We start from the raw sequence: 4,455 nt of genomic DNA on the forward strand, positions 1-4,455 counted from the left end.
ATATGCAACAAGCGGAGCTAGCTCTGTACTCAACTCGATGTGAAGCGAATGTGTTAGAACTAATACGAAGAGATGCAGAAAGAGAAGCTTTCTCGAGCGCTGCTGAGCTTTCGGATATGCTGGCTAAGGCTAAAGCTGAAAAGCTTCGAATTTGCGTGTTCATACCACAAGGAACGAGCGAATTCGTATTGCTGCAAGGGCAGGACTTAGTTATCTAGCAATGCCAAATGCTAAAGTGGATACGTAGTTCGTTACACTAAAGCCAATAAAAAACGCCAGCGGATTATGCGCTGGCGTTTTTATTTACTTCTCAGATTGATTAATCACGGAAGTTGTTAAACTGGAATGGGATACCCATCTCTGCTCCACGAATCGCTGCCATTGTCGCTTGCAGGTCGTCGCGTTTCTTACCAGTAACACGTACTTTGTCGCCTTGAATAGAGGCTTGTACTTTTAACTTTGCGTCTTTGATAAGTTTCACTACTTTTTTCGCCGTTGGAGTATCAATACCTTGGCGGAAAAGCAGAGTTTGGTGCCAGTTTTTACCAGTAACGTCTGGGTCTTGTGCATCCATTGCGTTCGCGTCAATGTTACGCTTCGCTAAGTGGCCGCGTAAAATGTCGCGCATTTGCTTAAGTTGGAAGTCACCTTCCGCAGACATTTTTACGTTTTCTTCTACTAGCTCAAAGCTCGCATTTACGTTGCGGAAATCGAAACGAGTAGACAATTCACGGTTAGCGTTATCAACGGCGTTACGTAGTTCAACCGTATCGATTTCAGAAACAATATCAAACGATGGCATGAAGATTCCTTGATTATTTTGTTATAGGGACTTTCGGGACTTAACAGCGCTTGCCAGCATATCTAGCATTGTAGCAGTGTCTTCCCAACCTAGGCATGGATCTGTAATAGACTGACCATACGTTAGGTTATTGATGTCAGTCATTGGCTGATTGCCTTCAAGAATAAAGCTTTCAGCCATGATACCCGCAATACGAGTGCTGCCTGACTTAATTTGGTTACAAATGTCCTGAGCTACGTCGATTTGTTTTCTGTGTTGCTTCTGACAGTTTGCATGGCTGAAATCCACAACCAAACGTTGTGGCAATCCAAACTCAGCTAAAGCATCACATGCTTGTTTGACTGATGCTTCATCAAAGTTAGGGCCTTTTTCTCCACCGCGCAGAATAATATGACCATAAGGGTTACCACTTGTGCGGTAAACCGTCATTCGACCGTTCTTATCTGGCGAGTAGAAGTAATGCGATGCTTTCGATGCGCGAATTGCATCAATTGCAATTTTTACGTTGCCATTTGTGCCATTTTTGAAACCAACTGGGCAAGATAGTGCCGACGCCATTTCACGGTGAATTTGTGATTCTGTTGTGCGAGCACCAATCGCGCCCCAAGTGATCAAATCCGCGATGTATTGGCCAGTGATCATATCAAGAAACTCAGTAGCAGTCGCAAGACCAAGCTTGTTGATATCCAGTAGTAGTTTACGAGCTTTATGAAGACCAGCTTCAAGTGCGTAAGAACCATCTAGGTTAGGGTCCGTAATCAAACCTTTCCAACCAACTACTGTACGAGGCTTTTCAAAGTAAGTACGCATCACGATAAACAGTTCGTCTTTGTACTTGTCTTGGATTTCACTCAGGCGAGTGGCGTAATCAATGGCAGCTTCAGTGTCGTGAACAGAACACGGACCTACAATCGCAAGAAGGCGATCGTCTTCACCCGATAAAATGTTTTCAATCTGACGACGAGATTGAGCGATACGGTCTGCAACGTCATCCGTAATAGGATGTACACTACCTAGCTCTGCTGGGGTAGGCATTGGACCCAAAGGTTGGGTTCTCAATTCATCTGTTTTTATAGGCATGTTATAGCTTTATTCTCTATTGCGAAGGGGTAAAGATAACGGAATTACAGGCAGGAATAAACCGTTTCACGGGAATCTTCGCCAGGAAATACCGAATTGTATACAAAGGTGTAGGTATTCATTTAAATGACTTATGTATAAATGACAAAACTTGATCATTAAATCAATATATATACATTTGAATTTATAACCATTTTATCTATCTCGCTGTAAGGTAATCTAAGTAACTGCGATAAACTTCATACCTTACGGGTGACGCCGTCACTTTATGAGGGTTAAATAACTCGTGAGATCGAGCTTTTGTTAACATTTCTTTGACATCTATTTCTTTCGTTGATTAACTGGTCTGACTAGATTGGTAAGGAGACCAAAATGTTATCAGCTCTACGTCGTGCGAATTTGTATCTAAATCTGTTTGGCTTTTCGAAAGTGCCGCTGATTTGGCTTTGCCACCCTAAAATCATTGCGATAGATAGCAAGCATGTTGAGGTTCGTATCCCATTGCGCAGAAGAACGAAGAACCACCTGAATAGCATGTATTTCGGCGCTTTAGCCGTTGGCGCTGATGTTGCTGGTGGTTTTCTTGCTATGAGTAAAGCGCAAGAAAAGGGAGAAGCGATCTCGCTAGCATTTAAAGGTGTGAAAGCCGAGTTTTTAAAGCGCCCGGAAGCCGATGTGCACTTTGTTTGTAACGATGGTCATGTCATTGATGAGATGCTCGAGCACACCTTGGCAACGGGTGAACGAGTAAATCGTGACGTAAAAATTGTCGCGCTGTGTCCTAACTTACATGGTGACGAGCCAATGGCTGAATTCTCGCTTACTCTTTCGATAAAAAAAGCAGCCCAACAAAGAAAAGAGGCTGCCTAGTGGTTTGTGGCTCGTTTGTTTAAAGGCGTTGGCTTAATTGAGTTCAATCTTCTCGATAGAGACGATTTTGGAGCGATTTAAGACCACTTTCCAGCGGTAATAAACAGGCTCATCGGTGTGGTTGTCCTCTTTGACAATCACATTGAGCAAATGACGTTTCTCTACTGACTCTTTGGTTACTTGACCTTCATTTAAACGGTAAACTCGGTTTGAGCTTTTATCCATCAAGCGGATGATAGGGCGTAAACTGATGTTCAATGTTTCTCTCGTTTGTTCGTAACCACTCAAGAAAAGAGAGGTCGCCATTTCGGTTTTCTCGTGATAATGAAGAATCTGCTCTTCACGTTGAACGACGCGTTTTTTACGTATTCTTTGAATCTTATCCGGCAAGCTACTTAAGGTACGATAATCGAGCCACTCCAATTTTTTGCCAACCACTTTTTTCGTCGTTGGATCAACATACTTCTTACGCCATTTTGGCTTGCCTTTACGGATCCATCGCCACATAGCATCGCGTAAATCATCTTTAAAGATTTCTCGTAAAGCGTAAATAAAAGACATCGCGATAATGAATGAAGCAGAAATTTCCCCCAGATAATCGCGAGCGAGAATCACGGTAGAGGTCACGACAACCATCACTAAACCAGTTGCAATGCCTTTGATTGCACGCTTGATGTTGTTACCCATCGATATGGTTTCTTCACGAAGCACGATAGGGTGTTCAATCAATCGCCTTAGCAAGCGCATTTTGTTAGATAAGCGAGTAACGTCTTCAACGACTCTTGATGAGTTGTATTTGTTGAGTTTACGATGGGCTTGCTCTTTCTCACATAGCGTGATCAGGCGCTTCTTGATCGTGCCATAGTCGCCTTCACGTGGTAGGTGGGCCACCAGTGACAGGAACTTTTGCTCGGTATACCAAGACAGATAGTTATCGATGTTAACGTAGTAGCGTTTTAAGTTCTCTTCGTAAGGAATAGAACGCCGCAAGCGCTTTAAGATCTCAAGCGTGAGCTCGATAACTTCGTCCACTTCATCTTCCGTTACGGAGTTGTTCTCATGCTTGTTTAAACTTGCTACCGCTTTGTCTAGCGCGATAACGTATTGGTAAGCGAACAAACTCAAACTTACTCGGTATTGCTGATTCGACAGGCGTCCACGTTTGGCAAGTCGACTGTGTACTAGCGGAAGAAGGATTTCAGTACTGTAATAAGATCGTTGCTGTGTGATTGAGGTGTAATAAAATTCGGATTCACTGATGATATCGGCGTTTAAACCAAGCTCACCAGGTATAAAAAAGTAAATATCTAGGTCGACACTTTTGCTCTTTGCGAGTGCATGACTGATTTTTAATGTTATTGAGTCTTGTTTATCGACGGTGACCAAAGAAAGCTCCTGACTTTGCTAAAGCATTCTTAACTTATGCGTTCCGTTGAGCAGGTAAGTATAAGAGTGCTAAAAGAGTGACTGGGGCATATAGCTGAACGACAACAGCATAACAGAGCACTATGCTTTTCTCTCTGATTTTCTTGTTAGTTTAGGTATAATTCCACGTAAATTTAAAAAGAGACAAAATCAATGATTAAAATTGGTCAAATTAACAGCTTAGAAGTCATTAAAAAGGCTGATTTTGGCGTATTTCTGGATGGCGATGATTACGGTTCTGTTCTACTACCTAGTAAGTATGTACCAGAGGGTACTGA

General features: G+C 42.6%; 5 protein-coding genes and 1 pseudogene. 3 read left to right on the top strand and 3 right to left on the bottom strand.

Translation table 11 applies throughout. From position 1 onward, the window contains the following. A pseudogene (locus CAG68_RS22385) lies at positions 1 to 218 on the top strand (siroheme synthase); the annotation flags it as partial. A 101-nt stretch (positions 219 to 319) separates the two neighbouring features. Here CAG68_RS22385 and CAG68_RS15030 read toward each other — a convergent pair. Both CAG68_RS15030 and CAG68_RS15035 read right to left on the bottom strand, forming a co-directional pair. Then, the gene (locus tag CAG68_RS15030; RefSeq protein ID WP_054730268.1) at positions 320 to 802 is read right to left on the bottom strand and encodes a YajQ family cyclic di-GMP-binding protein; all 483 of its coding nucleotides are present in this window, start codon (positions 800 to 802) and stop codon (positions 320 to 322) included. Positions 803 to 823: 21 nt separating this feature from the next. Further along, the gene (locus tag CAG68_RS15035) at positions 824 to 1,882 is read right to left on the bottom strand and encodes a 3-deoxy-7-phosphoheptulonate synthase (RefSeq protein ID WP_005390197.1); all 1,059 of its coding nucleotides are present in this window, start codon (positions 1,880 to 1,882) and stop codon (positions 824 to 826) included. 372 nt (positions 1,883 to 2,254) lie between these two features. On the opposite strand from CAG68_RS15035, the gene CAG68_RS15040 reads away from it, so the two are divergent. Further along, positions 2,255 to 2,752 (top strand): DUF4442 domain-containing protein, encoded by a 498-nt coding sequence (locus CAG68_RS15040; RefSeq protein WP_005377418.1) that lies wholly within the window; start codon positions 2,255 to 2,257, stop codon positions 2,750 to 2,752. A gap of 33 nt (positions 2,753 to 2,785) precedes the next feature. Here the strand turns inward: CAG68_RS15040 and CAG68_RS15045 are convergent, their stop codons facing one another. Further along, positions 2,786 to 4,138, bottom strand: coding sequence for a hypothetical protein (locus CAG68_RS15045; protein ID WP_005377421.1), 1,353 nt, complete (start codon positions 4,136 to 4,138; stop codon positions 2,786 to 2,788). Between the two features lie 192 nt (positions 4,139 to 4,330). Between CAG68_RS15045 and CAG68_RS15050 the strand changes: the two genes are divergently transcribed. Then, positions 4,331 to 4,455, top strand: a 125-nt coding sequence (locus CAG68_RS15050) for a S1-like domain-containing RNA-binding protein (RefSeq protein WP_161441326.1), incomplete at its 3' end; no start/stop codon positions are given.

The sequence above is a fragment of the Vibrio sp. V42_P2S4T144 genome (assembly GCF_009904715.1).
In the GTDB taxonomy this organism is placed as follows: Bacteria; Pseudomonadota; Gammaproteobacteria; order Enterobacterales; family Vibrionaceae; genus Vibrio; species Vibrio alginolyticus.